Source organism: Shewanella sp. WE21 (assembly GCF_002966515.1).
Lineage (GTDB): Bacteria > Pseudomonadota > Gammaproteobacteria > Enterobacterales > Shewanellaceae > Shewanella > Shewanella oncorhynchi.
Genome location: NZ_CP023019.1, coordinates 839,310 through 865,390, shown reverse-complemented (window position 1 = coordinate 865,390; position 26,081 = coordinate 839,310). Strand labels below are relative to the sequence as shown.

Sequence of the window (26,081 nt, the reverse complement as noted above, 5' to 3'; positions counted from 1 at the left end):
TTCCCCGATTGTTACCTGCCAATCTGCCGCTCGATGGATTAGAATGGCGGTGAATTCAACACATCAGAGCGAGCGGTATGCACGTACATATTTTAGGGATTTGTGGAACCTTCATGGGTGGTCTAGCGTTATTGGCTAGGGCAAAAGGGCACAGAGTGACGGGCTCGGATGCCAATGTCTATCCTCCAATGAGCACGCAACTAGAGGACCAAGGCATTGAGCTTATTCAAGGTTTTGATCCTAGCCAGCTGGGTGAAGCTGGGCACTATCCTGACTTAGTTGTCATTGGTAATGCCATGAGCCGGGGTAATCTTTGTGTGGAAGCTGTGTTGAACATTGGCATCCCTTATACCTCTGGCCCGCAGTTTTTAGCCGATCATATTTTGCCAGAGCGTTGGGTGCTGGCAGTGTCTGGCACTCACGGTAAAACCTCGACATCTAGCATGTTAGCCTGGATTTTAGATGATTGTGGTTATGAGCCTGGGTTCTTAATCGGTGGCGTACCGCAAAACTTTGGTGTGTCGGCACGTTTAGGCAAGACCGCTTTCTTTGTCGTTGAGGCTGACGAATACGACAGTGCCTTCTTCGATAAACGTTCGAAATTCGTGCATTATCATCCGCGTACCTTAGTGATCAACAATCTTGAGTTCGATCATGCCGATATTTTTGCCGATCTGGCTGCGATTCAAAAACAGTTTAACCACTTAGTTCGCACCGTTCCTGGTGAAGGCAAGATCATTTGGCCCGCCGATTCCCATGCCGTTAAGCAAACGATTGATATGGGTTGTTGGAGTGAGCAAGAAACCTATCATTTAGCCGAATCGACCAGCGGTTGGTATGGCAAAGCGTTAAGTGATGATTGCCATCGCTTTGAAGTATTTTTTGATGGCGAATCTCAAGGCATTCTCGAATGGGATTTGATTGGTCAACACAATATTGAAAACGCCATGATGGCCATTGCTGCCGCACGCCACGTGGGCGTTAAGCCGAGTGCTGCAATTGAAGCTTTAGCTAAGTTTATGCCACCTAAGCGTCGACTCGAATTACTCGGAACCGTTAATGGTGTGAGCGTATACGACGACTTTGCACACCATCCAACGGCGATTGCGACCACGTTAAAAGGCATGCGGGCTAAGGTTGGGCAGAGCAAAATTACTGTGGTACTCGAGCCGCGCTCAAATACCATGAAGAGCGGTGTCCATAAAGACACTTTAGCTTTTTCTATGATGCAAGCCGACGAAGCCTTTTTATATCAAGCCGATACCATCGACTGGAATATGAAAGAAGCCATGGAAGCGGCGGTGATCCCTGTGACTGTGTTACATCAAATTGATGATGTGGTCGCTAAAGTCGCAGCAACCGCCAAAGCAGGCGACACCATTGTGGTGATGAGTAACGGTGGTTTTGGTGGGTTACATAAGAAGCTGTTGGCCGCATTAGAACAGGCTTCAACTGTAGAGCAGGTTAGCTAAGATGGCCTACACAAAGTCGACTAAGGCGATTAGCTTAGCTTGGACGGGCGCCTCTGGTGCTCCCTATGGGCTTAAGTTACTCGAGTGTCTGTTGGTATCGGGTTATCAAGTGTTTTTGATGATCTCCAGTGCCGCTCGGGTGGTATTGGCGACGGAACACGGCTTACAGTTAAGCGCCAACAGTGACAAAGCCCATGCCCAGCTGTTGGCTTTGCTGCACGAAAAAGGCGTGATTATTGCTGGCGAGTTAGTGGTATTAGGCAAAGATGAGTGGTTTTCGCCGCCTGCATCGGGTAGCGCTGCACCTAAACAAATGGTGATTTGTCCTTGCTCTACGGGGACGTTAGCGGCAGTTGCTACCGGAATGAGTAATAATTTACTCGAACGCGCCGCCGATGTGGTGATTAAAGAGCGCGGCCAACTTATCCTAGTACCGAGGGAAACTCCTTTTAGTGCCATACACTTAGAGCATATGTTAAGCCTTTCTCGCCTCGGCGCGACCATTATGCCCGCTGCACCCGGCTTTTATCACAATCCCAAATCGGTAGAAGATCTGGTAGACTTCATGGTCGCTCGAATTCTCGATCATTTGGGCGTTGACCATGCATTAACGAGTCGCTGGGGTTATGACAAACAGTCTAACCGCGACCTCGACAATTGAGACTTATATGAAACACACCACCGAAGTGATGATCTCTGCTGAAGAGATAAGCCAGAAATTGGATCAAATGGCCGAGCTAATCAATGCCCATTATGCCCACAGTGAACGTCTGCTGATGGTAGGCTTGTTAAAAGGCTCAGTGGTCTTTATGGCTGACCTATGTCGCCGCATTAAAGGCCATGTTGAAATCGATTTTATGTCGGTTTCCAGTTATGGCAATACTATGACCAGCTCACGGGATGTGAAAGTGCTGAAAGATGTGCAATCTGATATCGCCGGTCGCGATGTGCTGATTGTGGAAGACTTGATTGACTCAGGTAATACGTTAAGTAAAGTGCGCGAAATGCTGTTGCTGCGTGAGCCTAAGAGTCTTGCACTGTGCACCCTGTTGGATAAACCTGAGCGTCGTGAAGTGGATGTGAAGGTTGATTTTATCGGTTTTACTATCCCTGATGAGTTTATCGTAGGTTATGGTATTGATTATGCCGAGCAGTATCGCAATCTACCTTATATCGCCAAAGTCGTACCACTCGATTAAGTGTCCGATACAGTTTAAAACTCCCGCAACAGGCGGGAGTTTTGCTTTTTGCGGCAATATAAAAAGCATTAATGATTGAATCATTAAATTTTTTCTTTTCAATCAATTAGCTAATTTTTTGCTTTAGTTCTGCAACCCATCATTGTAATTGTGTTTTTTAGCACCATCTTATTACTTTCTAATGTGTAAGGATCGGTACAAATATGGCGAATATTACCCATGCTCTGGTACTCGAAGGGCTTAAAAAAACCTATAAAGGCGGCGTAGAAGCGGTCAAAGGCATTAGCCTCACCGTCAATCAAGGGGATTTCTTTGCCTTGCTCGGCCCCAATGGTGCGGGTAAATCCACCACGATTGGTATTATTAGCTCCTTAGTGCAGAAGAGTTCAGGTACGGTCAAAGTCTTTGATTATGATATCGATAAGCAGCTAGAACACGCCAAGCTCTGCATTGGTTTAGTGCCACAAGAGTTTAACTTCAACCAGTTTGAAACCGTGCTGCAAATTGTGGTGAATCAAGCGGGTTACTATGGTGTGCCAAAACCTATCGCCCTTGAGCGTGCCAAAAAATATTTAAGTCAACTGGATCTGTGGGAAAAGCGCAATAGCCCTTCGCGAGAATTATCTGGCGGCATGAAGCGACGGTTAATGATTGCGCGCGCTCTGATGCACGAACCTAAATTATTGATTTTAGATGAACCTACCGCAGGTGTGGATATTGAACTGCGCCGCTCTATGTGGGAGTTCCTCAAACAAATAAACCAGCAGGGCGTGACGATCATCCTGACCACTCATTACCTTGAAGAAGCGGAAATGCTTTGCCGTAATATCGGCATTATTGATAAAGGTATTTTAGTGGAATGCACTAGCATGAAGGCGTTGCTGAGTAAGCTGAATATGGAGACTTTTATTCTCGATCTTCGTCGCGATACTGAAACGGCTCCCGTGCTCGATGGCATGGCTTGTCGCTTAACCGACTCTCATACCTTAGAGGTGGATGTAGCGAAAGAGCATAATCTTAACGATGTCTTTAGCCAATTGAGCGCAGCTAATATTGAAGTGCTATCGATGCGTAACAAGTCTAATCGGTTAGAAGAACTCTTCGTCGAACTCGTGAAGAAAACTCAGGGAGCCTCAGCATGAATCAGCTCTACTTTATTGCCTTTAAAAGTATTTTAAGTAAAGAGATCAATCGTTTTACGCGAATTTGGATCCAGACCTTAGTCCCGCCAGCGATTACCATGACCTTGTATTTTTTGATTTTTGGTAACTTAGTCGGCAGCCGGATTGGAGAAATGGGCGGCGTATCTTATATGGAGTTTATCGCCCCTGGTTTGATCATGATGTCGGTGATCACTAACTCTTACTCGAATGTTGCTAGCTCATTTTACAGTGCCAAGTTTCAACGTAATTTAGAAGAGCTGATGGTGGCACCTGTGCCCCATTATGTGCTGATTGCTGGCTACGTAGGCGGCGGCGTGGCGCGCGGTTTGTGTGTTGGCCTAATAGTGACGCTTGTGGCCATGTTCTTTGTCGACATTAGCTTGCATCATGCCGGTTTAGTGGTTATGACGGTATTTTTAACCTCAGTGCTATTCTCATTGGGTGGCTTAATTAACGCTGTTTTTGCCAAAAGCTTCGACGATATCAGTATCATCCCCACCTTTGTGCTTACCCCATTAACTTACCTTGGCGGCGTATTTTATTCCCTGTCACTCTTGCCCCCATTTTGGCAAGGCGTATCGGCACTCAATCCTGTGGTTTATATGATCAACGTGTTCCGCTATGGCTTTTTAGGCTTCGCCGATATCAGCGTGCCATTATCCATCGCCATTATGATCGGTTTCTGTGTCGCACTTTGGACCTTAGCGTATTACTTAGTCTCGCGCGGAATAGGCCTGCGTTCCTAGACATATTTCTTTAGAGCGTAATAGAAAAAGGGAGCCATTAAGGCTCCCTTTTTAGTGTCAACAACTCGTTACTTCATACGACGACGCATTGCCGCCAGTGGTAACAATAAGGCGGTTAACCAACCTAATGCTCCGCCATCATCTTTTTTAGCTGGAGGTATTGGTTTTGCCGTTACTTTAACCGTTACTGTACTAGGATTGCTTTCTAATTTTCCGTCAGACGCTGTTACTGTAAAGACCAGATCTTGTGCTCCACTAGGTGCGGTGAAACTTATTACCTCTCCACCATTGGTGAAGGTCACTGGAGTTCCACTCGTCTGAGTCCAAGTATAAGTCAAAGTATCTTGATCTATATCCGCGCCATTAGCTTTTGCTGTTAACACAGAACCTTCAACACCAGTTGAACCGACTGGAGCGACTGTTGGTGCGTCATTTACATTTTTTACGTCAATGGTCACAATTGCCGCAGCGCCAGTATTGCCATCTTCGTCTGCAGATGTATAGCTAAGCATATCCGGACCAAAGTAATTCTCTGCAGGTGTATAATCAATTCCACCTGTTGAATTGATTGAAGCAGTGCCGTGTGAAGGTGCTTGTACAATAGCTAAGCTGCCTAATGCTCCTTTTGGCATGATATCAATAATGCGTTGGGCATTTGCCGTAATGCCATCACCTGTAATTGATACTCGAGCAACTTTCATATCTGGTTTGATATCATTTTTTAAGACATCAATTGAGACTAAAGCTTCTTCGTTGGTTTCAATTACATCAGCTTGTCCAACATTGAGTGATGTCGCTGTAACATCGTAGTTAATAGTGACATTTCCTGCCGTTGTATTCTTTAAGGTTAATGCATCACCTGTAGAAATATTGCCACCTGTACCATTAAAGTTATAAGTCGTCCCAATAGTACCGCCTACGTTTTCAGCACCAATAGTGACGTTTGCAGGTATATTTGGAATATTGATATAGTTGAAGACAACCTCTTCAGTATCACCTGTCCTAATCCAAACACTGAATGTATAAGCTGTACCAGATGTGTCGCCATAGAGTTGGCCTTTATTCCACTCTAAAGCTAACCATTTCACTCCTGCGCCATCTGTGAATACTCCAACGGCTAAATCACCGCCACCAGTATCGCCGACAGACTTATCTGATAAGTCGAAATCAGACCAGAATGGAGCAAGGATGTTATTTGGGTTACTACCATCTGGTAATTGTTTATTTGCAAAAGTACCACTTGCACTTCCGCCTCCAACAATCGCTAAACCATTGTCTGATATTGTTATTTTGCTGTAGCTCACGCCGTTGTATTTAAAGCTTGGAACTGTAAAAGTAAAGGCTTGTTCATCACAGCCTTCAGGACAAGTTATGGGAACAACACCTAAGCCAACGATACTTGGAAATCTTTGAGCACCTTTGGTTGTTGCCATTTTAGGTAAATTTAGTTGGCCTACCCATGTCACTAAGCCCAAATCTTCATTTACCTGCAATCCATTTTGTGTTGCACCTGCTAAAGTGATTTTTACATCATCTTTTGAGGTTAGTTTAGTGCCTTTAGGTGCTTGCGCTGTTACTGTGACTGTATTTGCAAATACATTATTGTTCACAGTTGCAACCAATGGGATCACGTCACTCGCAGTAATATCTGTTTTGGTTGTTAGTGTAGAAATTAAGGATGCATTACTTGATTCTTTAGCCAAAACAGCTAGAGGTAAATGAGCATTTTGTAACCCTTCCGCGCTGTTGATTAATATGTTTCCGAAGATCCACTCGCCATATTCAGCGAAAGTTGAGTCAACGGTTACAGTAAACGTGGCAGAGGCTCCTGCGGCAAGCTCTAAGGTAGAGGGGGATACTGTGATGCCTGTGCTATCTGATGAAGTTGATAAGCTCCAAGATGTCGTTGCATCGCTTTTGTTATAGACAGTACGAGTGAAGGTGCATGGACCAACGCAAGAGTCTGAAGCAATTGAAGGTTTGTCAAAGGTTAATACTGCCTTGGCTGCAGCATCTAAATCCATGCGACCTGCACCCATGTCAAATGGAGTTGCTGGGGTTGTTGCATCATCATCGAGAATGTCTTCATATTTAGCCGTAGAAGTGAGAGCCGTTTTTATATCATTTGCGCTCCACTCTGGGTGCAGTTGGCTCATAAGAGCTGCTGCACCTGCAACATGAGGGCTTGCCATACTGGTGCCAGAGATCATATTAAAGTCTTCACCACCATCATCAGGAGAAAAAGCTGACAGAATGTTGGTACCAGGTGCTGCGATATCCGGTTTAAGAATATTTTGGTTGCCATCAGGACCGCGTGAACTGGTGCTATTTAGATTATCAGCAAGTTCAGTAACCATGATGCGTTTAGTTTTTGCAACTATAGTACCAGTTGTTGCAGTATCTCCCATTGCTTCGATTACAGCTAAACCTGCATCTTTCGTAATCATGACTGCAGGGAATGGTTCGCCAGGCATAGACATAGTCGTCGGTGCACCTGCCGCATTGTTATAAACTACAAGGGCTTTAGCGCCTGCAGCTTTTGCGTTTGTTGCTTTCAATGAAAAGTTACATGTTCCGCGAGAAATCAATGCAATGCCATCTTTGAACGAATCAGCAGCAAAGGCATCACAACCATTGGCATTTTCAGCATCTAAATTAAAGGCCGCAATCACTGGAGCGGTAATATCTTCTGAGAGCACTGCATCAGAACTTGGAATAGCAAGTAAATCATCACCACCGGTATTAAAGCTATTAGCGAAAAAACGCCCTGTTGTAGTGTTAGCAACAGTTATTCCTGATTCAATACAAGCAGGGCAGCCGATAGTTTGAGGACCATTACCATCGTTACCGGCAGCGCTAACTACAACAACCCCCGCAGCTTCTGCAGCTTCAAACATGGTTTTGTATGGGCTGCTAGCTGGATCACTACCAGCACTCCCCCCCCATGAGTTGTTGATTACATCTGCGCCATCATTAACAGCATGTTCTAAGGCTTCCATTAACATGATGTTTGAACCACTACCACCAGTGCAGTCAGCTTTACTATAAAGAGCTTTATAAACCATTAAGTAAGCAGCTGGAGCAACACCTGATAACTCAACAGGGATTTCTTTGAAGGTTGTTGATACTTTATTGCCAACGGCGGTTCCTGCTACGTGAGTACCATGGCCACCAAAACCGAGTGGGCTCATGTATTCATCAGCGCAAACAGGGAATGTAGGTTGCGACCAACGCGCAACGATCAGTTTGTTATTACAGAAAGATGCATCAACAGTCGAGCAATAGTCATCCGATGGTAAATTTCCACTTGGTGCGGTAAAGCCAGCGTCAGTAAACATGGGGTTTTCAGGACGAATGCCACCATCAATGATTGCGACTTTAATTCCTTTACCTGCATTTTCCATCCCAGAAACTGCTTCCCACATTGCTTGGGAATTAATAACTTGGTGAGAAGCATCCATGTTTATTTCATACATGGTTTCTGGATAGACTGATTTAACACCTGGCATTTGAGCCAGTTTTTCAGCGGTTAATCCTTGGCCAACAACAGTGACACCATTAAATAATGTTTGAAAATGGCGTTCTATTTTTGCATTAGGTACTGTTTTAGCTAGAGCAGAAGAAAAATTGTTCTGCTCTTTTGTAAGATGATTGGCGTAGCTTTTTACTTCAGATGACTGTACGTTGATTTTTTGACCTTTTTTTGCTGAAGCTGTTGCAGCAAACGAGCCAATACCACCTTGGTATTTAGCGAGTGCAGGAGATTCCATTTCAACAATAAAACGTTGTGGTGCACCTAAATTTGTTGTTGCCACTTTAGGTTTGCTAAATTTATCGTGAGATGTGATCTCGGGTGAGTAAGGTTTAAATGTAAATTCACTGTTAGCAATAGCTGCGCTTGAGAGTAGTGCAGCAGAGATAGCGATCGATAGTTTTGTCTTCACAACTTCTTCCTTGTCAATTAATGCTTTCAGCACTTTATTAAACGTGCCTGTAGCTGAATTGTTATAGTTTCTGCTGCGCTCTTTGGCGGCAGCAATGAAGTTGTAACACAAAAGTATCGTATGGTTAACACTTTTGCGGTAAAAAAGATGTTAATCACACTTTGGTATTTGTTATGTTGTTTGTAGGTGTTTGCTGTTTTTCCTGTTTAAGGTTTAACCGCTCTGACGATTGGGTTTTGTAGGCTGATCAAGGTTTCTGTCGACTGGATTTCATCGATAGATTGAATGCGATTGATGAGCACGTGTTGTAAGCCGTCGATGGATTGGCACATGACCTTTACGAAAATGCTGTAGTTGCCTGTGGTGTAATAGGCTTCGACGACTTCTTCGAGAGCGTTGAGTTTGGCGATAGCGGCGGGGTAATCGCCAGCACTTTTAAGGTTGATACCGATAAAACAGCAAACGTCATAGCCTAGGGCTTTAGGGTTTACCGTGATCTGCGCACCTGTAATGATCCCCGCTTGCTTCATTTTTTCTACCCGAACATGGATAGTGCCGGCGCTCACGCTAAAGCGTTTAGCGAGTTCGGCAAAGGGTGTGCGGGCATCCTGCATTAGGGCTTCGAGGATATGATTATCGAGTTGATCGCGCTGAAATGCGGTATCCATAAATAAACTCTCTATAACGTAGTGAATTGTCATAAAGTTACGTTTTTTTATGGAGAATTGCTACCGATTTTGCCCGTATTATTTGATTTTAGTGATCATTGTTCGCCCAAAGGCTCACAAAAAGGGACTTTTGCGCTAAAAGTCATACTGACACCCGAGTAGGGATGTTTGATGGTGAGCTCTGCTGCATGTAGTAATAGTCGAGGCGCTAAGGATTTTGCCAGTGAGTCGGCATAAAAACCATCGCCTAAAATCGGATGTCCTAGCGCCATCATATGCACCCGTAATTGGTGTGAGCGGCCTGTGATTGGCATCAGTTTAACCAGCGTTGAGCGTTTGGCGCGGCTCATTACTTGGTAGTGAGTCAAAGACGGTTTGCCAACAAGATGATCGACTTTCTGTTTAGGGCGATTTGGCCAGTCGCAGATCAGTGGATAATCAACGCTGCCAGTGTCATTTTTGAAATGGCCTGCGACCCTTGCATAATAGGTCTTACTGGTTTCTCTATCGTGGAACTGACGTTTTAATTCCCGCTCGGCGCTACGAATAAGGGCGACAACTATCACGCCTGAGGTCGCCATATCGAGGCGATGGACGATTTGGCAATGTGGATGCTCTGCTTTTACCCGGGCATAGACACTGTCGTAATGGGCGGGGTCGCGACCTGGCACAGACAACAATCCTGAAGGTTTGTTGATGACGATAATGTCTTTATCTTGATAAAGAATATCGAGCCAAGGAGTGGTCGGTGGTTGGTAAATAAAATCAGTCATAAATAGTGCCTATTCGTCAATGCGGGGCAAAGATACTCTGCTCGGCTTGAGGGTGCAAGTGTGAGGCCCAAAGATCGGCTGTGCCATTATCCTCGCTGGCAAAAGTAAAGCGGATTAGTTGATGATTTGCTGATAGAGCTGTATTTGAGTTTTTGTTATACTCCCGTCCTTTTCGTTAATGATAATTTTGAGTCTGTGAAGCCATGAGCCAGCCAGAGATATACACTCCCGAGAATCTTTCTCACGTCCATAACCGTCTTGAGTTATTGGCGCCTGCAAAAAATGCTGACTACGGTATCGAAGCCATACGCCATGGTGCCGATGCGGTATACATAGGTGGTCCTGCGTTTGGTGCGCGGGCAACGGCGGGTAACAGTGTTGAAGATATCGCGCGCCTGTGCACTTATGCTCATCAATACCATGCTCAGGTATTTGTCGCCCTCAATACCATTTTGATGGATAACGAACTGGCCGACGCCGAAAAACTCATTTGGCAATTGTACGAAGCGGGAGCTGACGCGCTGATTGTGCAGGACATGGGCGTATTACAACTCAATTTGCCGCCGATTGCCCTGCATGCCAGTACCCAAATGGATAACCGCAGTCCAGAAAAAGTGGCGTTTTTAGAGCAAGTTGGTTTTTCTCAGGTGGTGCTTGCCCGTGAATTGGGTTTGAGCCAAATCCGTGATGTCGCCGCGCATACTAATATGCAGCTCGAATTCTTTATCCACGGTGCTTTGTGTGTGGCTTACAGTGGCTTATGTAACTTGAGTCATTCCTTTAGTAACCGCAGTGCTAACCGCGGTGAATGCTCGCAAATGTGCCGTCTGCCGGGCAATCTTAAAACCCGTCAAGGGGATGTGTTAGCGCAGAACGAACATTTATTGTCTTTAAAAGACAATAACCAAACCGAAAACCTTGAGGCGCTCATCGATGCGGGCATTCGCTCGTTTAAGATTGAAGGTCGCTTAAAAGATTTAAGTTACGTTAAAAACGTCACTGCGCATTATCGCCAAAAGTTGGATGCGATTATGGCGCGTCGTCCTGAGTTTAAGGCTTCGTCCCACGGCCGCTGTGAACATAGTTTTACCCCTGATCCTGAAAAGACCTTTAACCGTGGCAGCACAGATTACTTTGTTAACGAACGTAGCCAAGGAATTAAAGATTTCCGCTCGCCCAAATACATAGGCGAAGAAGTCGGTAAAGTGGTCAGCATAGGTAAAGACTTTATCCAAGTGAGCTCGACCCATGAGTTTAATAACGGCGATGGCTTAGCGTTTTTCCCCGCGAATTTTGCTATGGCAAAACAATCCGATGACAAGCTGCAAGGCCTGCGGGTTAACCGTGCCGAAGGGTTAAAACTGCATATATTGCAGGTGCCAAAGGATTTAAAGGTCGGCATGACTTTATATCGTAACCATAACCAAGCCTTCGAAGCCCTGCTATCGAAAGAATCTTCTAAGCGGATTATCGGCGTCGATTTACGGTTGAGCGACACCCAAGATGGACTGGCGCTGACCTTGACGGATATCTATGGCCTTACAGCCACAGTGAATTTAGTGGTCGAGAAGACGCCTGCGACAGATGTCGATAAGACCTTACAAAATACTCGCACTCAGCTAGGTAAGCTCGGCAGTACCGACTTTGTTGCCCGTAGCATCAGTATCGATACGGCCCAAGCTTGGTTCTTGCCCGCATCAGTGTTAAATGGTCTGCGCCGTGATGGTGTGGCCGCCTTAGAGGCTGCTCGTGTGCAAGGCTATGTGCGTCCACTGCCGTGGAAGCATAATCAAGATGCAGTCTATCCCGTCAAGCATTTGAGTTACTTAGGCAACGTTGCCAACGAAAAGGCCAAGGATTTTTATCAACGCCATGGCGTGATTGAAATCCAAGATACCTATGAGAAAAATGGCGTCACTGAAGACGTGCCATTGATGATCACTAAGCATTGCTTACGCTTTAACTTCAATCTGTGTCCGAAAGAAGTGCCAGGGATCAAGGCCGATCCTATGGTGCTTGAAATCGGCAATGATGTGCTCAAGTTGGTATTCGACTGCCCTAAATGCGAAATGATGGTGGTCGGCGAAAACCGTCAAGTGCGAGGCCGGAAGCACCTTTAATATTTGTCATTAGGAGCATTGTCCGAGTGCAATGCTCCTAGCACCTATTCAGCTTGCATCCGCGCACTTACAACAGCTTACCTTTCATTGATGTTGCCCTCACCATTGCCACTCTCATATTTTCATCAAAGCCTTATATTGCACATGCGGTAATGAGCAGATATCTTATTGAAAATAATATCAATAATAAGGGATGTTAAAATGGGATTGTTAGACGGTTTACTCGGTAATGCTGCTGAGGTTGATTTACAGGAATTAGCCGAGGAATTAAGGCCTATCATGGGCATTCAAGAAGAATTAAAACTCGCCTACAAAGTGATCCGTGATTTGTTTATTTTCACCAATAAACGCCTGATCTTAATTGATAAGCAGGGACTTACAGGCAAGAAGGTTACTTACCATTCAATACCTTATAAATCCATTACCCATTTTGAAGTGGAAACGACAGGGCATTTTGATATGGATGCCGAGCTTAAAATTTGGATCTCAGGCCAGAGCGAACCTTTAGTCAAAGAGCTCAAGCGTGGCACGGATGTCGTGGGTATTCAAAAGACTATTGCCACTTTTGCACTTTAGTTTTTTTGCACTTTAGTTTTAGTGCCGTGGCCTAAGTTTTAGTGCTGCGACTTAGATTCATTTAGTGCTATCAAGCTTGGAATTGTTATCGCAAGCTAACGGTTAATTGTGAGTAAGGTAAGCCAAGTTTTATCTGGGCTTACCTATCCTCGCTATCGAGTGTGATTCAAATCTGCTTGATTAATTTAACACTATCCTACTTGTGCTAGTGGAGTGCTCTATCGGTTCGCCCGCCATAGTATAGGTTTCGGAAAGCTTGAGTTTGCCTTGCTCATCGTATTGATTGTGGATGCCGACCCAGAATTGCTCCTGTCCCTGAATTTGTAAATTACCTTCTTCGGCAATCTGGCGATTGGGATGATAGCGTTTCATTGCATAAAGCTTGCTTTCATTATCAAATTTTAAGTGATAAGCCAATATGGGTTCTTCGGTGTGAGCGGCGACATCTGCTATTGTTTTATCTTCTCGCTGTTTTGTCGTGGTATTGCCATTGGGTGCGTGATACTTCTGACGAGATAAATATGCGTTATTTCTACTATTGCTAGCATGATGTTCGCTGTCATCCGTACGGTTATTTGGTCCGTTACTTTGCCCATCAGCATCGTCTTCATCATAGTCATAACTAGGATTTTCTGGGCTATCCCATTCAGGTTCTTCATCTTCCTGAGTTGCTATATTTTCATGAAAATCAAAGTAGTGACGGCTTTCTATCAGTTGGCCTTGTTCATCTAGCCAGGCTTCGCGGTACACTTTTCCTTGGGGCGTAAAACGTTGCCAATGGCCGATATCGAGGTAACGACCATTAGTAATTTGGATTGTGCCCGTTTCTAAAATTAAACCTTGAGGGGACAAGGATTTAGAGCTAAATAAATCCCCTTGCGTACGGGTGAGTAACCAGCGAATGGCGCCATCTTCATAGTATTCGATGCGAGTATCGGCAATACCTTCTTGATAGTATTCCCTTTGATTATTATCAAGATTATAGCCGCAGCGGGTATCCGAGTGACTCTGATAGGATTCGAGGATCCCTTTGTTATTATAAAAGCTGGACTCTTTGAGGTAGCCTTGGCCATCACGAACTTCATATTCAGAAATTGTACGTATCGTGCCATCTTCATAAAACCAGCGAGCTGTGCCATCACGGTTGCCCTGTGTGTGCGGTAAGTACATCTGAATTTGCTGGTTTTCGTGGTATTCAATAAAAGGGGCTACCGAGATATTATTTTTATATTGGCCTTCGGCCGAAAGCACGCCACTTTTATAATAGCTTCTAAATAGACCTTCCCTGAGTCCCTTTTCAAGATAGATCTCAAGGGCGAGTTGACCATTGTCATGATACCAAAGGGCCATGCCTTGTTCTTTGCCATCCTCAAAATAGATTTTTTCTTCAATTTGGCCATTGGGATACCATTTTACATGTTCGCCATGTAATTGGCCTTCGGTATTGAAGGGTTCACGCCATGCAGGCTTACCTGAGTCGTAAAACTCTTCAATGACTTTGCCCGTCACATCGTTACACACTTTTTGTTTAATTGCTCCATTGGGATGATACCAAACGGCTTCATATTCATAGCCTTGGTTGTAATATCTTTCAGCTTCTAGTGAACCATCAGGGTAATATTGTTTTTCAATTCCGTGGATAACATCTTGCACTAAGGGCCGGATCAGCTGTATTTGTCCAGATTCATAGTAGCGAGTTAACGTATTGATATAATAGCTATTGCTATCTTGTTCGGCGGTTTCTTTAAGCTGACCATTGCCATAAAAGTATTGAATAAATTGGCCTTGGGGATGGCGATCTTCTATTTGATTGATCTTGCCCTCATGGTCGTACCACGTTTGTGTTCCAAGTTGCTGATCATTAATAAAGTTGCCTTCAAATAACAGAGTTCCTAGGGCATTGAATTGGCGGGTCACGCCATTACGTTCGCCAAAATAGTTTGAATCGACGGCTTGGGTAAGCCCTGGGCTTTGGGTGATGATTCTAAGTATACCCGCACCATCTTCAGTATTGAGTTGGTGAAAAGTGCGGTGCAGTTGGCCTGTTAGGCTGGCGTAATCTTGAATATCGCCTTGCACTATATTGTCTGCATCGAGGGTAAAGTGGCTTATCAATAATGCATCGAGATTGTTAAGCTCAACTTGCCACAACGCCTTTATTTGGCTGTTCTTTTTTGGGGTGATACTGCACACTTTTACCTTGTCGAGCCAAAAGTGCTGCTCGGGGAAAGGGAATTGATTGCTGATTTCGAGGCTGTCAAATTCGGTATGGTGGAATTCGCAGCATTCATTGACGTTTTCCCAGCCCAAGAGTTCTATGACTTGGGGCGTATCGTAGTGATAGAGAGTTAAGCCGTGGTCGGCATTTTCTTCGCAAGAAGTCGCGTCTGCCTTTGTCACATGAATTTTTAAGCTGAAATGACGCTGGAATAGCGGCGCAGCAACTGACGGTTCCTGCGTTAAATCTTGTTCTTGGCTGAGTGTTTGTGATTCAGTTTGAAGATGAATGTCTTTTGGATCGCGGCTAGTTTGGTTTGAGGGAAATAACTTGGCTTTGAGTGCGCGAAACAACGACATTGGGGAAAATCTCCATATCCATATGTAAAACAATAAGCTTATCTGAGGAATACTCATGGTAACTGAGTATTTTTGTGCGCATATCATAGCGGTTTATGGATTCGTTTCTCAATGCTTGATTGCTCAAAATACCGTTTAATCAGAGTGGCACATTAATAAAAGCAGAGGAATAAAGACAAAATGCTTGATAACTTTTTTGCAAAATTACCCACAGATTTATCGGCGGAAACTTTTGAAAACAGGCGGGCAATAACACTGTGACCATTGAGCGCATCGTTTCCAATGGGCAATATACCCAAGCTACCTGAAGATACGAGTTTCAGAGCGCTTAGGGTGCTTCAATTCAAGGCGCATCAATGACAGAATGTCGGCCACCTTCTGAATTGATGCAACACGGAAGTGGAGTGCCCTAAGCGCTCCGTCCCGGCGGGTTTTAACGCACTCTATGCCGTGTTGGCTATTTTTAACTTAGTCCACTAGGTCTGCAAATAGCCGCCTTGCCTAAAGTGCGTTAAATTCCCGCTGAATCCTGTATCTTCAGGTGGTTTGGGTATCTACCCGAAGCTCAATGGTACGATCAAACTCAACATGAATGGGTGATGCTGCTCAAAGGCGAGGCGACACTCGAATTTGAACAAGGTGAACCCGTTACGCTAACTCCAGGTGACTATTTAACGATTTCGCCCCATCAAAAACATCGAGTCGCTTCGACTTCTATAAGTTCAGAAACCCTATGGCTCGCGGTATTTTACGATTGATTAAGGCTATAGGTTAACGATTCTGCCATAGCCAACTGGGCGTATTGAGTAAGTCTTGGCCTTGGATCTGCGTTTGGCCTAAGATTTTGTCTAAGGCCAAGGTATTGCAGTGTTCAAATTGACTTAAGGCATTAATAAGCCGATTAGCATGGGAAACCACCCACAACTGGCACTCTTCCGATACCTTAGCGATTAAGCGTGCAAGCGCAGGTAATAAGTCGGGATGTAGGCTAGTTTCTGGCTCGTTTAGCACCATAAGCTCTGGCGGCCTTGGGGTGAGTAGGGCGGCAATTAATAGCAAATAACGCAAGGTGCCATCCGACAATTCACTGGCATTGAGTGGCCTTAATAAGCCATTTTGATGAAATGCGAGTACTAAAATACCGCCAGCTTGGGGCTCAATGCGAACTTTAGCTCCGGGAAACGCATCGCTCACTGCATGATCAAAAGCCGCTTTATCACCTATCTCAAAAATGGTTTGAATTGCTGATGCAAGGTCGCGCCCATCGTGGTGCAATACTGGCGTGGCTGTACCTAATTGTGGACGACGGGCTGGCGCTTCTGCATCGGTTCTGAAGTGATCGTAAAAGCGCCATGCGCGGATACTATCGCGAAGTTTTAGCACTTCAGGGCTGCGCTCTGGATCGGCAAGTTCGGTAAAAATACTGTCGCCGGTTTGCAGGTGTGCGCCTAAGGTTATCCAGCCTTGTCCGTCAGCACTGCGACTCTTCACCATAGGACCACGGCGCTCAACCAATACTGTTGAGGGTCGATACTTAGGCCCGTTCCAAATGGCTTCGCGCTTGATTTGTGGATCTAAGCCAAACAGCGTAGTGGCGTCGGGTTTGGGTAAACCGAGTTCAATAAGATAGCTAAAATCTTCGCCAGCAAATCCAAGCTTTAGGCGTTTTGGCGCTTGCCTGACGGTGGCTTCAATGGCGGTGTCGCCTGCTAGCATACTTTTGGTGGGGTTTTCTGGTCCCGCCCAAAAGCTGGAGTCGAGTCCGCCTTCTTGGGCTAAAGCATTGACAACGCCGCCTTGCGCCGTTTGTGCGAGTAAACGTAGTGCCTTGTATAGATTCGATTTACCACTGCCATTCGCCCCTGTGATCAAATTGAGTTGCCCTAGGGGTAAGACGATTTCACGCAGAGAGCGATAATTGAAAATAGCGAGTGTGGTCAGCATAGAATATCCAAGACTGAAACAAGCTGATAAGCCAGTAAATTTATCGACAAAGTAAATTAAACATGACGATAAAACAATGGCATTTACAGTAGCACTTTGTTGAGCACTCTTTGCCAGTTACCACCCATAAAACGGTCGCGGTCAGTAGATTTAAAGCGTGCCTTGGCTAAGGCATCGTCGATACGGCTCATGCGATCGATATGATTCAGCTCGGGGATTACTACATGCCTTGGCTCTGCATCAAAACCTAGCACGCCTTTCGCCCTCAGGCTGTACCACCATTCTTGATATTCTTTAATGCCTTTGGCGTTGTCATTGCCGAGTGCCAGTAGGTTTTCTTGGCCTCGGAGCGGGAAGTCATTAGCGATTGCCACGCAGTCCACTCCACCAACACGCATAACGTATTCCAGTTGTCGAATATAATCATCAATCGTGGGCACGGCATTATTGGTAAGCCAGAAACTCATCATAAATACGCCGAATACGCCGCCGCTATCGCCGATGGCGCGGATCACTTCATCGGGGGAACAACGGGCATGGTTTACTATACCGCGCGCTGCGCCGTGGCTTTGCACTATGGGTGATTTAGTGATTTTTGCGACATCTAAAGCGGTTTGAGCGCTGGAGTGACTCACATCGACTAAGATATTGGCGTGATTGAGTTTGGCGATAAGCTCGTGCCCGTGGGCCGTGAGTGGTTTATTGAGTCCGCCACTGGCATCATTATCTAAGGCGCCACCGGCAAAGGTATTGCCGTAATGGTGGGTGAGCTGCAGTACGCGTAGCCCTTGTTGATGAAACTCATCTACCCGCGCCCACTGGTTAGCTTCGCTGTCTTCTTCGACACAATCTGCGCCTTGGATTTGAAAGTATACCGCAGTGCGTTGGCTGTCGCGTGCACGTTGAATATCTTGCCCCCTCAGGCCTTGCAACAAAATATCGGGATGATCACTTACCCGTTTAGCGGCCTGCTTAATGCTTTCCATGCAAGCTTTATAAGTGCGTTTGTAGTTTTGAGTGCCATCGGCTTGTTCTATGGTCTCAATCGCCGAAATATCGCAAAGATAGGCATCGAGCTTAGCGGCAGTTACATCACTTAAGTCATCGGGAAGGAAAGATAAACCATCGACATATATCCGCCTCTGTGCGGCGGCAAAGCTAGGTAAACTGGCGAGTGGACTTAACAGAGTTGCTGCGCCAAGACCTTTAAGGAGTGTACGACGGTAGTGATTGACTGCCTTGATGGGCATGCTCGGTTCCTATCAATAACGCAAATGTAACTTCTTTATACCTTTTTAGGGCGTAGAAGTCTTTGATTAAATCCCTTTTTTGGCCTTTACCCCTGAGCTAGAGTTGTGATTATTTGTTGTTGCCGAGTGGTTTCAATTATCGCTTGTCGCAGTAAATGAAAACCCTCGGGTTATGATTATCGAGTGGCTTCAAGCATTGCTTTTGCCAGTGAGTTAAGGCCGTTGGTGCGCGATGGGCTGAGCTGACCTTCTAGGCCCAATTGTTTGAAGTAAGCTGTAGGATCAAATGCTTGGATTTCAGCGCGGCTTTTGCCATGGCAGGCACCAAGTAATAATCCGATCAATCCCTTAACGATGCGGGCATCGCTGTCGGCTAAATAATAGTGTTTGCCAGCCTGTTCTAGATGGTAAATCCACGCATCACTTTCACAACCTTTTACTTGAGCGGCCTCGATGCGAAGCTCAGGGCTTAAGCTTGGTAAGTCTTTCCCTAACACCATAATTTGGCGATATCTTTCCTGCCAGTTAGGGGCATTGGTAAAACGCGCCAGTAAGGTTTCGGCATCTTGCACTAAATAGTGAAAATCGGCTTCATTTGGCATAGTCATGATTGAATCTGTCATAGGGCTAAATCCTGTCTCACTTACTTGAGCGTATGAATGGCGTGGTTCAGTCGTTAAATGCTGGATTACAGCAGCAAGTCTTTTACCGAGGTTAACGCGGCAATAAAGCGGTCGATATCGTCTTTATTGGTGTAGATACCGATAGAGGCGCGGCAACAGCCCTTAAGATTCAGGCTCTGCATTAATGGCATGGCACAATGATGGCCACAGCGAACGGCAACCCCTTGTTGGTCCAGTAAAATGCCTACATCTTGGTGATGTTCACCGGCAAGATTAAACGCGACTACACCGATATTGTCATCAAAGGCGCCGTATAAATGCACTTCACCGAGCGCGCGCAATTGGCTTTGTAAATAGTTAATTAGTTCTGCTTCATAAGCTTGAACCTGCGGCATGAGCTCGGTTTGTAAAAATGTAATGGCCGCGCCCAAACCTATGACTTCAGCAATCGGCGGCGTGCCCGCTTCTAAGCGATTCGGCAGGTTGCCAAATTCTGTCGCTTCAAAACTCACGCGTTTAATCATCTCGCCGCCAGTTAATAGTGGCGCGAGACTATCTAACGCGTCGAAACGGCCGTAAAGCACGCCAACACCAGTGGGACCATACATTTTATGCCCTGAGAAGACGTAAAAATCACAATCGATTTCAGTCACATCCAACGTTAAATGCGCAACTGCCTGTGCGCCATCAACTAAGGTGATAGCACCTTGTTTTTTCGCTAACTGCACTAGCTGAGCCACGGGATTGACTGTACCTAGGGCGTTGGAAACATGGCACAGGGCGACGATTTTAGGCTTTAACTCGAGCAAGGTTTTATAGGCGATGATATCTAAGCGGCAATCCTGACAGAGCGGGATTGGTTTAATGATTGCCCCTGTGCGTTTCACCAGTTCCTGCCAAGGCACTATATTGGCGTGGTGAGCGGCGGCGTCGATTAATATCACATCGCCAGCGCTTAATTGGGCAGTCAGTCCAAAGGCGACTAAGTTGATTGATTCTGTGGTGCCGTGGGTAAAAATGATTTCTTCGCGGCGTTTTGCCTTCAAAAATTGCTGCAACTGATCGCGCACTTTCTCATAGCTTAAGGTCGAACGCGCTGATAACTGATGCGCAGCACGGTGTACATTGGCATTGTCGTTAGCGTAAAACTGCGCCATGGCATCTAACACCATTTGCGGTTTCTGGCTGGTGGCTGCTGTGTCGAGATAACATAGGGGATAACCATCAAGCAGTTGATTTAACGCTGGGAATTGCGACCGAATCTGAGCATTTAGCTGATATGCCTCAGATGAGCTAAGTGTCACTGTGGTATCAGGTATAGCATTCGCCGAGGCATGGGCTGTTTCAATGTCAGCCGTTGTATTCGTCGCTGTGTGAGTCACAGTATTTGGCGTAGGCGATGCAGGTTGAGTCATGGGCGAGGCTAAGGGCAATGAAAAAGGCCATGGGATCTTCTGTGATCTGCCATGTGAATGCAAGTTTTAGCGGTTTGTTGAGGCGTTGGTATCGGACAGTGGTATTGAACGCCTAATTTCACTAAGGTCTGTTCAAACTGTTGCCTAATAGATATTTCGCACGCCTTAAACGGTTTTAGACTCTAACGCATCATTGAGCTTAGCTATGATGCGATTTTTCTAATGTTTAAGTTTTTCTTTTAAATTCAGCTAATACTTTACGCTTAATTCATCCACCGAAAGTTAAAACTCCGACTATCCTAAATTGGACGTCCTTCGTTGTCAGTGTTTTGCTGGAGAGTAGTTTTATGGTGAAGCTTTTAAAAGACTTACGGATTAAACATAAGATGATCGCCCTCGTTGGGGTGATGTTAGTGCTGATCTTGATTTTGTCTGGATTTAGTCTGTTGAAGATGCAGCGTGTATCGGAGGAAATTCATGGCATTGCAGAAGAGAATATTCCATTAGTCAGGCTATCGACTGACATCACCATTAAGCAGCTTGAAAGCTCTGTCATTCTAGAAAAAGCGTTTCGTGCCGCGGACATTGAAACCGCATCGAGCCAGCAAATTTTAGTGGCTTTTATTGCGGATGTAGTTCAGCACAATGAAGACATTAGCAAGGAGTTGCTCTCGACTCAAACCATGCTTGGCGAGGCATTAAAAAACGCTAAAACTCCTCAAGTACGTGAGAAAACACAGCAGCTAAATCAAGATATTGACACGATCATTCAACATTTTGCAGATTATAAAGTCCTGCTTGGCACCGTTATTTCGGGAATTCAGCAAAAAGAAGACCATACAGCTTTAGCTAAGCGGGTTGAATCTTTAGAGGAAGCGCAAAATGTGTTTAATGCTGAGCTAAGTCAATTCGTAGAACGTTTAGCACTGATGACCCAAACTGCAGTTTCTGTGACTGAGGAAGAAGAACTCTGGGCGATTTATGGCTTAACGATTATTTCGATAGTGTCTTTAGTCATAGGATTATTGATTGGTATTGCTTGCAGTCAATACATGGTCAAATCTATCAATCGGTTACGTAATTCTGCCGCCATGATGGAAAAGGGCAACTTTAACCAAGAGTTACGTGTCGATTCCAAGGATGAATTAGGCGAACTTACCGTCAGTATGAATCAAATGGCGTGGACTTTAAGTAAAACTGTTGGCCAAGTGATTGCTCGAAGTGAAGAAATTGCCTCTATGGTGACTGAGCTTAATGCGGTGGCCGAGAATAATCGTGAGGCTATGTTGAGGCAGCAGGATAACACTGACCAAGTCGCCGCCTCTATGACCCAAATGGCAGCAACGATCACTGAAGTGGCGAGTAGTGCAGAAACCGCTTCTTATTCAGCGGGACAAGCCGAGCATAAAGTGAAAGAAAGTTGTGAGGTTGTCGATGCGAGCGAAAAAATCTCGAAGCAGTTGGTTGCCAGCGCCCAGTATTCGAATCAACTTATTCAACAGGTTCAGGCGAGTACGGGAAAAATCCTCAACTTTGTTTCTGTGGTCGATGCGATAGCTGGGCAGACGAACTTATTAGCTTTGAATGCATCGATTGAAGCGGCGCGGGCTGGAGATCAAGGTCGTGGGTTTGCTGTGGTCGCCGAAGAAGTGCGGGCATTGGCAACGCGCAGTCAAACGGCCACGCAGGAGATCAGCGATCTTATCCAAACACTCGTGAAAGATGCTAAGTCTTCAGTTGAATCCTTCGCCAATAACGATAAGCAAATCAGTGAGTCATCACTGCTCGTTAATCAAGCCAAGCAGCACTTATTTGAGATTTTAGATGCGTTGACTGAACTGACTCAGGCTAATACTCAAGTCGCGACCGCCAGTGAGGAGCAAGCCGTGACCGCCGAAGATATTAGTGAGCGCATTAATGCGATTCGTGATTCGGGTGAGTTGGTACTCAGCAGCGCTAACGAAACCGCGAAAGCCAGTGAGTCACTGTCTAAGCAGGCTAATTCATTGAGGGAAACGATGCAGCAGTTTAAGGTGCGAGTTGTTTAAATGTATTAGCCCATAATTCAGTGTGCTAACGACGACAGCGGTTAACTTAACTGCGCCACTTCATCTTAGCTTGAGCCTCATTTGTGCCTTAACTCAATGTGAGGTGAGTATATCCTCAAACAATTTGAAGATGCAGGATTCAAGTTGTTTGGGATATAGGTCTATCTTGTTATCCGACACACAATTGCCGTAAAAATGATACTGGTTGTGCAGTGACTTGCAACAAACTGTTGTAATATGTAGCGCTAAATAACGACTAAAAATGTGAATTAAATGGGCATGCGTATTCTTTGGCTTCTTGTGTTAACGCTGAGCATTCTTCCTCGAACTGCTGCTGCATCAGATATTGCGAGCAGTGTTACTGGAGGAACTAATCGCCTTGCTGACGGCGGTGATTTTGAGCTAGGCATGAGTGTTTACGGGATTAATCAAGTCGATGTTCGGCAAACGGATTCTGGTTCTGCACAGTTGTCGCTGTTAGTCAGTGGCATGTACCAGTACAAAGGGCTGTTTGTTGAGATGATCCATCAATCTCAAGATGGCATTAATCTGGGGTTTAATCTTTGGAGCTCAGAGGATTGGTCATTAGAACTGCTATTAGCTAACTTACAAGGTTCTTGGTCCCGTCCTGATGTGGATCCCAGTACGCTGGATGAAGCTGGCCGCAATGCTTATCTACTATCGGAAGATTCTCTCTATGTTGGTGCCGGTTTTCGTGCCACACGTTATTGGGGCGATAACTATGTTTTTCAGTATAGGTTAGTATCTGATTATTATGATGATCAAGGTATTCAAAGTTCTGCCAGATTGGGTAAGTCCTGGCAGGTTCGTAATTGGAATTTTCACGTATTGGGGAGCGTAGGTTACTCATCTGCCACCTTGAATCGCTATCTTTTTGGGATCAGTAAGGAAGAAGCCACTGAACGCTTTCCTGAGTATCGACCGGATAGCTCTTTCAGTTACGGCATGGAGTTAGGGGTTGCCTATCCGCTGAGTGAAAATTTTGTCTTTCGGGCCATGTATCGCTTCAATGTGTTATCCCAAGAAGTGACCGACAGTCCCTTCAATCAAGCGAGTTATACATCGTATTTTAATGCTTCTCTTAGCTATGTGTTTTAGGAGGAGGGCATGAACCGATTTTATCAATTGTTAGCGGTAGTGATGCTGAGCGCGCCTTTTTGGGCTTGGAGTCAGGATGATGCCGTTATTTTTACCGCAACCCCAGAACGCTGCATTGCACTGCATAAAGGGCAAACTTGCTATCAAGATGTATTGTTTCGATGGCAGACACCTGCGAGCGGCGAGTACTGCCTCATACTGACAGACCGTCAGCACCAGTTAACCTGCTGGACTGGCAAAGCTTTGCAAGAATATCAATATAGTTTTGAAGGGGATAAAACGGCGACTTTTAGTCTTATCCGTAATGATGATGTGCAACCGCTCGCGCAAGTTAAAGTGGTCGTGACATGGGTTTATAAGGCCCCTAAACAGAGTCAGTCCGGTTGGAGGTTATTCTAATATGTCAGTTGCAAAGCATATCTTAGTCGTAGAGGACGATACCTCACTGGCAGAGTGGATCAGTGATTATTTACTGGATCACGGTTACGGAGTCACAGTGGCCAGCCAAGGTGATTTTGCCTTAGAGATGATAGCCGATGAGATGCCTGACTTAGTGCTACTTGACGTGATGATGCCGGTTAAGAATGGCTTCGATGTGTGTAAGGAGGCCAGGGCATTTTATACTGGGCCCATTTTATTTATGACCGCTTGCGTTGAGGACGGCGATGAAATCCGCGGGTTAGATGCCGGTGCTGATGATTACCTCACTAAGCCGATTCGACCACAGGTGCTGTTAGCGCGGATAAAGGCCCTGTTACGCCGAGTGAGTGATGAGGAGCAAAAGCAGCAATTAGTGTTTGATTCTTTAGTGTTAAATGCGACGGCAAAGTCAGTCACCATTGATAAACAGCCGCTGGATTTGAATGCCAATGAGTTTGATGTCTTGTGGCTGCTGGCATTGAAGGCGGGCACGATAGTGAGTCGCAATGAATTGGTGGCTCAACTGCGGGGCATTGAATACGATGGCCTAGACCGCTCGGTGGATATTCGCATATCGCGCTTACGCAAGAAGTTGCAGGAAGCGTTGAGTCAGCCCTATAAAGTCAAAACCATTCGTGGCAAGGGATATTTGTTTTGCCGCGATGAGGCCGAGCAAGCTTTATGAAGAAGTTAATGACTTCTCTGGTGCTGGTCGTGCTGGTGGCCATTGCCAGCCTAGGCTGGTCGATAAGTGAGTTTGCAACACTTATTGATCCTGATAATGAAACGCCTAGCCCAGCAACTCACCTCGCGGCATTAAAACTGCTGGGCGGCTCACTGGCGCAAACGTTAGATAACGATCCCGCCCCCAATAATGCGTTTATAGACAACTGGAATCAGCGAAATGCAGATCAATTGTCTTTGGTGAATGAAGCGGATTTTGTCTTACCCTCAGCCCTAAAGACAGAGTTTTATTCAGGGGAATCATTACTGCTGGAGTCCGATGATGGCATCTCTTTGCACTATTTATTGCCTAAAACGGGTCAGGTGCTGAATATCAATACCCAGATAGTGACGCCAGCCGATGTGAGTTTTAACGCGAATAAGCTGTATACCATGCTTTTTTATGGCGGTGTGGTGGTGATTTTGTTGGTGTGGGTGTCTCCTTTAATCCGCCAACTGGTTAATCTCAGTAAGGTGACTCAAGCATTTGGTATGGGAGAATTACAGCAGCGAATTGTGGTCAGTAAAGCGTCCTACATAGGCACAATAGAAAGTGAATTCAATCGCATGGCAGATCGTATCCAGCAATTGATCGATGATAATAAATTGCTTAGTCGGGCAGTTTCCCATGATTTAAAAACTCCGATTGCGCGGCTGCGATTTGGTATTGCGGCGTTAGAAGAAACCCAAAGCGAACAACTTAGGGTGAAGTATTTTCAGCGATTGAACCGCGATCTGGACACTATGGAAGAGTTGGTCATGACACTGCTTAGCTATGCCCGTCTCGATGAGGCGAATATCCAACCTGATTGGCAACCTATTGAGCTTAATACTTGGTTGCTGGAAAAGTATCAAGGCCAAGTATACCCAGGGTTTTCAGTGGAACTCATCACCTGCCCAATACCGTTGAACATCAAAACAGATCCTAAGTACTTGTCAATGCAGGTGAATAACTTGCTCAGTAATGCGCTGCGTTTTGGCCGTGCCAATATCCGGCTGATGTTGGCATTGGAAGATGGGATTGCGTGGTTACACGTTGACGATGATGGCCCTGGCATAGATGAACAGGAATCTGCTCAAGTGATTAAACCTTTTGTGCGTGGTCAGCATAGCCGCGGAAATTCCGGTCATGGCATGGGTCTGGCGATTGTCGATAGAATTGGTTGTTGGATGGGTTCCCCATTACGTATTGGCCGTGCTCCTGACTTGGGTGGGGCTCGCATGTCACTAAAATTCAAGGCTGAAGTTTAAAGTTGGGGTTTAATACGATTGGTATAATGCGAGGTTTGAGCCGTTTTTGT

21 protein-coding genes are annotated in these 26,081 nt (G+C 45.5%); 13 read left to right on the top strand and 8 right to left on the bottom strand.

Annotated elements, in window-relative coordinates:
• Positions 1 to 77 precede the first annotated feature (77 nt).
• From mpl to CKQ84_RS03605, 5 genes are all read left to right on the top strand, one after another.
• Positions 78 to 1,472, top strand: a complete 1,395-nt coding sequence (gene mpl, locus CKQ84_RS03625) for a UDP-N-acetylmuramate:L-alanyl-gamma-D-glutamyl-meso-diaminopimelate ligase (protein WP_105250132.1) — start codon at positions 78 to 80, stop codon at positions 1,470 to 1,472.
• Position 1,473: 1 nt separating this feature from the next.
• Positions 1,474 to 2,133: a flavin prenyltransferase UbiX gene (locus CKQ84_RS03620; protein WP_105250131.1), complete on the top strand. Its 660-nt coding sequence runs from the start codon at positions 1,474 to 1,476 to the stop codon at positions 2,131 to 2,133.
• Positions 2,134 to 2,140: 7 nt separating this feature from the next.
• Entirely contained in the window at positions 2,141 to 2,671 is a 531-nt protein-coding gene (hpt, locus tag CKQ84_RS03615; protein WP_028761726.1) for a hypoxanthine phosphoribosyltransferase, read from the top strand.
• Positions 2,672 to 2,874: 203 nt separating this feature from the next.
• Positions 2,875 to 3,813 (top strand): ABC transporter ATP-binding protein, encoded by a 939-nt coding sequence (locus CKQ84_RS03610; protein ID WP_028761727.1) that lies wholly within the window; start codon positions 2,875 to 2,877, stop codon positions 3,811 to 3,813.
• Entirely contained in the window at positions 3,810 to 4,580 is a 771-nt protein-coding gene (locus tag CKQ84_RS03605) for an ABC transporter permease (protein ID WP_006080287.1), read from the top strand. Before CKQ84_RS03610 ends, CKQ84_RS03605 begins: the two co-directional genes overlap by 4 nt.
• Positions 4,581 to 4,648: 68 nt before the next feature.
• On the opposite strand, the gene CKQ84_RS03600 is transcribed toward CKQ84_RS03605, so the two are convergent.
• From CKQ84_RS03600 to rluA, 3 genes are all read right to left on the bottom strand, one after another.
• Positions 4,649 to 8,524, bottom strand: a complete 3,876-nt coding sequence (locus CKQ84_RS03600) for a S8 family serine peptidase (protein ID WP_105252993.1) — start codon at positions 8,522 to 8,524, stop codon at positions 4,649 to 4,651.
• A gap of 206 nt (positions 8,525 to 8,730) precedes the next feature.
• A complete protein-coding gene (gene asnC, locus CKQ84_RS03595; RefSeq protein ID WP_006080290.1) occupies positions 8,731 to 9,192 on the bottom strand; it encodes a transcriptional regulator AsnC in 462 nt (153 codons plus the stop codon).
• A 95-nt stretch (positions 9,193 to 9,287) separates the two neighbouring features.
• Entirely contained in the window at positions 9,288 to 9,965 is a 678-nt protein-coding gene (gene rluA, locus CKQ84_RS03590) for a bifunctional tRNA pseudouridine(32) synthase/23S rRNA pseudouridine(746) synthase RluA (RefSeq protein ID WP_105250130.1), read from the bottom strand.
• A 203-nt stretch (positions 9,966 to 10,168) separates the two neighbouring features.
• Between rluA and CKQ84_RS03585 the strand changes: the two genes are divergently transcribed.
• On the top strand, positions 10,169 to 12,085 hold the full coding sequence (locus tag CKQ84_RS03585; protein ID WP_105250129.1) for a U32 family peptidase: 1,917 nt from the start codon (positions 10,169 to 10,171) through the stop codon (positions 12,083 to 12,085).
• Positions 12,086 to 12,286: 201 nt separating this feature from the next.
• Positions 12,287 to 12,661 carry a PH domain-containing protein gene (locus CKQ84_RS03580; RefSeq protein WP_105250128.1) on the top strand — a complete coding sequence of 125 codons (375 nt, stop codon included), beginning with the start codon at positions 12,287 to 12,289 and terminating at the stop codon, positions 12,659 to 12,661.
• A gap of 180 nt (positions 12,662 to 12,841) precedes the next feature.
• On the opposite strand, the gene CKQ84_RS03575 is transcribed toward CKQ84_RS03580, so the two are convergent.
• Entirely contained in the window at positions 12,842 to 15,238 is a 2,397-nt protein-coding gene (locus tag CKQ84_RS03575) for a toxin-antitoxin system YwqK family antitoxin (RefSeq protein ID WP_105250127.1), read from the bottom strand.
• A gap of 515 nt (positions 15,239 to 15,753) precedes the next feature.
• Between CKQ84_RS03575 and CKQ84_RS03560 the strand changes: the two genes are divergently transcribed.
• Positions 15,754 to 15,996 (top strand): cupin domain-containing protein, encoded by a 243-nt coding sequence (locus CKQ84_RS03560; protein WP_317629671.1) that lies wholly within the window; start codon positions 15,754 to 15,756, stop codon positions 15,994 to 15,996.
• Positions 15,997 to 16,009: 13 nt separating this feature from the next.
• Here CKQ84_RS03560 and CKQ84_RS03555 read toward each other — a convergent pair whose 3' ends face one another.
• From CKQ84_RS03555 to CKQ84_RS03540, 4 genes are all read right to left on the bottom strand, one after another.
• On the bottom strand, positions 16,010 to 17,182 hold the full coding sequence (locus CKQ84_RS03555; protein ID WP_105250126.1) for an AAA family ATPase: 1,173 nt from the start codon (positions 17,180 to 17,182) through the stop codon (positions 16,010 to 16,012).
• Between the two features lie 83 nt (positions 17,183 to 17,265).
• Positions 17,266 to 18,432, bottom strand: coding sequence for a membrane dipeptidase (locus CKQ84_RS03550; RefSeq protein ID WP_173913146.1), 1,167 nt, complete (start codon positions 18,430 to 18,432; stop codon positions 17,266 to 17,268).
• 176 nt (positions 18,433 to 18,608) lie between these two features.
• A complete protein-coding gene (locus CKQ84_RS03545; RefSeq protein ID WP_105250125.1) occupies positions 18,609 to 19,055 on the bottom strand; it encodes a SufE family protein in 447 nt (148 codons plus the stop codon).
• Between the two features lie 65 nt (positions 19,056 to 19,120).
• Positions 19,121 to 20,470, bottom strand: coding sequence for an aminotransferase class V-fold PLP-dependent enzyme (locus tag CKQ84_RS03540; protein WP_105252991.1), 1,350 nt, complete (start codon positions 20,468 to 20,470; stop codon positions 19,121 to 19,123).
• 347 nt (positions 20,471 to 20,817) lie between these two features.
• On the opposite strand from CKQ84_RS03540, the gene CKQ84_RS03535 reads away from it, so the two are divergent.
• The 5 genes from CKQ84_RS03535 to CKQ84_RS03515 all read left to right on the top strand — a co-directional run bounded on the left by CKQ84_RS03535 (position 20,818) and on the right by CKQ84_RS03515 (position 26,031).
• Complete coding sequence (locus CKQ84_RS03535; RefSeq protein ID WP_105250124.1) at positions 20,818 to 22,518, top strand: methyl-accepting chemotaxis protein; 1,701 nt, start codon at positions 20,818 to 20,820, stop codon at positions 22,516 to 22,518.
• Positions 22,519 to 22,797: 279 nt separating this feature from the next.
• Complete coding sequence (locus tag CKQ84_RS03530; RefSeq protein WP_028761859.1) at positions 22,798 to 23,637, top strand: MipA/OmpV family protein; 840 nt, start codon at positions 22,798 to 22,800, stop codon at positions 23,635 to 23,637.
• Between the two features lie 9 nt (positions 23,638 to 23,646).
• On the top strand, positions 23,647 to 24,036 hold the full coding sequence (locus tag CKQ84_RS03525) for a DUF3019 domain-containing protein (protein ID WP_028761860.1): 390 nt from the start codon (positions 23,647 to 23,649) through the stop codon (positions 24,034 to 24,036).
• A gap of 1 nt (position 24,037) precedes the next feature.
• On the top strand, positions 24,038 to 24,742 hold the full coding sequence (locus CKQ84_RS03520) for a response regulator transcription factor (RefSeq protein WP_105250123.1): 705 nt from the start codon (positions 24,038 to 24,040) through the stop codon (positions 24,740 to 24,742).
• Positions 24,739 to 26,031: an ATP-binding protein gene (locus CKQ84_RS03515; RefSeq protein WP_105250122.1), complete on the top strand. Its 1,293-nt coding sequence runs from the start codon at positions 24,739 to 24,741 to the stop codon at positions 26,029 to 26,031. Before CKQ84_RS03520 ends, CKQ84_RS03515 begins: the two co-directional genes overlap by 4 nt.
• Positions 26,032 to 26,081 lie beyond the last annotated feature (50 nt).

What these genes read in the sequence shown, in the direction of transcription:
- mpl (WP_105250132.1), top strand. Translation starts at nt 78, where the DNA reads ATGCACGTACATATTTTAGGGATTTGTGGAACCTTCATGGGTGGTCTA.
- CKQ84_RS03520 (WP_105250123.1), top strand. Translation starts at nt 24,038, where the DNA reads ATGTCAGTTGCAAAGCATATCTTAGTCGTAGAGGACGATACCTCACTG.
- CKQ84_RS03545 (WP_105250125.1), bottom strand. Translation starts at nt 19,055, where the DNA reads ATGACAGATTCAATCATGACTATGCCAAATGAAGCCGATTTTCACTAT.
- CKQ84_RS03585 (WP_105250129.1), top strand. Translation starts at nt 10,169, where the DNA reads ATGAGCCAGCCAGAGATATACACTCCCGAGAATCTTTCTCACGTCCAT.
- CKQ84_RS03550 (WP_173913146.1), bottom strand. Translation starts at nt 18,432, where the DNA reads ATGCCCATCAAGGCAGTCAATCACTACCGTCGTACACTCCTTAAAGGT.
- CKQ84_RS03515 (WP_105250122.1), top strand. Translation starts at nt 24,739, where the DNA reads ATGAAGAAGTTAATGACTTCTCTGGTGCTGGTCGTGCTGGTGGCCATT.
- hpt (WP_028761726.1), top strand. Translation starts at nt 2,141, where the DNA reads ATGAAACACACCACCGAAGTGATGATCTCTGCTGAAGAGATAAGCCAG.
- rluA (WP_105250130.1), bottom strand. Translation starts at nt 9,965, where the DNA reads ATGACTGATTTTATTTACCAACCACCGACCACTCCTTGGCTCGATATT.
- CKQ84_RS03535 (WP_105250124.1), top strand. Translation starts at nt 20,818, where the DNA reads ATGGTGAAGCTTTTAAAAGACTTACGGATTAAACATAAGATGATCGCC.
- CKQ84_RS03540 (WP_105252991.1), bottom strand. Translation starts at nt 20,470, where the DNA reads ATGACTCAACCTGCATCGCCTACGCCAAATACTGTGACTCACACAGCG.
- CKQ84_RS03620 (WP_105250131.1), top strand. Translation starts at nt 1,474, where the DNA reads ATGGCCTACACAAAGTCGACTAAGGCGATTAGCTTAGCTTGGACGGGC.
- CKQ84_RS03555 (WP_105250126.1), bottom strand. Translation starts at nt 17,182, where the DNA reads ATGCTGACCACACTCGCTATTTTCAATTATCGCTCTCTGCGTGAAATC.
- CKQ84_RS03605 (WP_006080287.1), top strand. Translation starts at nt 3,810, where the DNA reads ATGAATCAGCTCTACTTTATTGCCTTTAAAAGTATTTTAAGTAAAGAG.
- CKQ84_RS03530 (WP_028761859.1), top strand. Translation starts at nt 22,798, where the DNA reads ATGCGTATTCTTTGGCTTCTTGTGTTAACGCTGAGCATTCTTCCTCGA.
- CKQ84_RS03580 (WP_105250128.1), top strand. Translation starts at nt 12,287, where the DNA reads ATGGGATTGTTAGACGGTTTACTCGGTAATGCTGCTGAGGTTGATTTA.
- CKQ84_RS03575 (WP_105250127.1), bottom strand. Translation starts at nt 15,238, where the DNA reads ATGTCGTTGTTTCGCGCACTCAAAGCCAAGTTATTTCCCTCAAACCAA.
- CKQ84_RS03610 (WP_028761727.1), top strand. Translation starts at nt 2,875, where the DNA reads ATGGCGAATATTACCCATGCTCTGGTACTCGAAGGGCTTAAAAAAACC.
- asnC (WP_006080290.1), bottom strand. Translation starts at nt 9,192, where the DNA reads ATGGATACCGCATTTCAGCGCGATCAACTCGATAATCATATCCTCGAA.
- CKQ84_RS03525 (WP_028761860.1), top strand. Translation starts at nt 23,647, where the DNA reads ATGAACCGATTTTATCAATTGTTAGCGGTAGTGATGCTGAGCGCGCCT.